Below are 1,994 nucleotides of genomic sequence, written 5' to 3' on the forward strand. Positions count from 1 at the left end.
CGGTAGTCATGAGCTGCAATTTTTACGCTAACGTAGCGCCGCGCGTAAAACTCCGCATCCGAGCTACTGCCCGGCCCCCGCCCGCACGCCCTCGACGTAGCCGTGCAGCCGCGCTCGCAGTCTCACGTCTACGGGGTCGGACTCGTCAGGCGGGAGCGCCGTCAGAATCCCCTCCAGCAGGTCCGCCGCTCCCTCGACGTCCGAGGGGGTACGGGCCGGGGCGGGCGGCACGGAGACGGACGTCTCCGGCTGCTCGTCCACCCACGTTCCGTTCACCCAGGGCACGGGCTCAGCCTTCCCCGGTCAGGGCGGTGCCGGCGTCGAGGGACCGGAGCAGCGGAGACCAGTGCGCCGACGGGTCGAGTCGGCCTCCCCAGGTCAGGGACAGCGGGTAGTTGGCGCCCGGGACCGTGTTGAGCTCAGCGAGGGTCTGCGGGGCCTGCGCGTGCTCGGCGTAGTACCGGGACGACGCCGCCTGCATCCGCATGAGCATCCCCTCGTCCTGCAGGTCCTCCGCCACGGTGCTGGGCCAGCTCGTGGGCTCCCCAGTGAAGTCCCGGCTGGCCGGAGCCACCTCGAACGACACCCCGGCGTACTCCTCCAGGGCGGTCAGGAGCTTGTCGATGCGGGCCTGGGCAGCCTCGGCCTCGGCGGTCTTGGCGTCGGCGGCGCGGGCCAGCTCGTCGGCGTCGAGGGCGGCGGCGGACTGCAGGGCCCGGGCGGCCTCGGCGCGGTGCTGAGCGGCCTTGGTGCGGTAGGCGGCAACCAGCCGGGTCTGCCCGTCGATGGCAGTGGTGATGGACTGGGCCTGACCCGGGTCAGCCACCAGCGCGTCCACCGCCTCGGCCTCCATCGCGGAGATGCGCCCCTCGGCCTCTCGGGCCTGGGACTCCATCTGCTCGGCGGCGTGGTGGGCGCGGGTAGCTGCCTTCAGGGCGGCAGCAGAGGTCTGAGTGGTGAGCTTCATGGGGTGCCTGCTTTCAGCGATGGGAGACGGACCGGGGACCCAGCGGGCGCACGTGGCCGACCTCCCGCACGAATCCCAGACGCCGCCCGGTGGGGGCCGGGGTCGAGCGCCGGGCCTCGACCACCGGAGCCGGGGTTCGGCGGCGGGCCTCGACCGCCGGAGCGGAGGACTCCTCCGGCTGAGCGGGGGTGGCGGGGGCGTCACCGCTGAGGGCGCGGGCCAGCCGCTCGGCCTCGGCCTCGGTGGGGGTGGCGGGGGCCCCGGTCAGGGCCTCCCCCAGCCGCGCCACGCGCTCGGCCTCGACGGCGGACTCACCCCGCAGGGCACGCCGGACACGCTCCGCGCTCGCGGCCTGATCGGTGTTGACGCCCTGGAGGGCGTCCTTGAGACGGTTGGGGGTGGTCTGCTCGGTCATGGGCCCTCCTAAGAGATTCGAGAACGAGCGGCCCCGGCGGAAAGGAAGAAGGGACCGGGACCGCTCGATTTCAACTCTCGTGGGCCGAGGCCGAACGGCCCGCCCGCCGCGCGCTCAGCCGCGTCCCTCGCGCGTCTCGATGTACCGAGCCAGGGACCGGGGGTTGATGCGATGGGTGCCGCGGACGCGGCGGGCCTCGATGTGCTCCGCCTCGATCCAGCGGCGGACGGTGGAGACGTCGACGCCTGCCCGGCTGGCAGCCTCGGAGGTCGTCAGCCACTCAGCGGGCGGCTCAGGCAACGGGGCCGGGGCCGGGCGCTGGGCCTGGTCGCGCGCCCACATCGTCTGAGCCAACTTCAGCTGCCCCCAGCCGGTGGCGATGGCCTCCCGGGTGGACGGCGGCTGAGCGGCCACGAGCGAGGACACCTCATCCCAGGTCAGCCGGGTGCAGATCAGGTGGGCCAGCGGTGCCGGCACGGCGGCGGTCACCTCGGCCAGGGTCGGGCGCGGGTAGTCGGGCATGGGGGTATTCCTCTCGTGTCATGGGGTCCCTCGCGCGTGAAGCGGCGATGGGTCTATGGGGTGCTTGCCGGAGCTGTCTCTTATACACCT

At 73.2% G+C, this 1,994-nt stretch carries 4 protein-coding genes; all 4 read right to left on the bottom strand.

The window, feature by feature from the left end; translation table 11 throughout:
• Positions 1 to 63: 63 nt before the first annotated feature.
• Positions 64 to 285: a hypothetical protein gene (locus J1M37_RS11015; RefSeq protein ID WP_206452655.1), complete on the bottom strand. Its 222-nt coding sequence runs from the start codon at positions 283 to 285 to the stop codon at positions 64 to 66.
• Positions 286 to 289: 4 nt separating this feature from the next.
• On the bottom strand, positions 290 to 967 hold the full coding sequence (locus J1M37_RS11020) for a hypothetical protein (RefSeq protein WP_206452656.1): 678 nt from the start codon (positions 965 to 967) through the stop codon (positions 290 to 292).
• Between the two features lie 13 nt (positions 968 to 980).
• The gene (locus J1M37_RS11025; protein WP_206452657.1) at positions 981 to 1,382 is read right to left on the bottom strand and encodes a hypothetical protein; all 402 of its coding nucleotides are present in this window, start codon (positions 1,380 to 1,382) and stop codon (positions 981 to 983) included.
• A gap of 114 nt (positions 1,383 to 1,496) precedes the next feature.
• Positions 1,497 to 1,904: a helix-turn-helix domain-containing protein gene (locus J1M37_RS11030; RefSeq protein ID WP_206452658.1), complete on the bottom strand. Its 408-nt coding sequence runs from the start codon at positions 1,902 to 1,904 to the stop codon at positions 1,497 to 1,499.
• Positions 1,905 to 1,994: the final 90 nt, after the last annotated feature.

Origin of the sequence: Micrococcus sp. KRD012, from assembly GCF_017168555.1 — a bacterium.
GTDB classification, from domain to species: Bacteria; Actinomycetota; Actinomycetes; order Actinomycetales; family Micrococcaceae; genus Micrococcus; species Micrococcus luteus.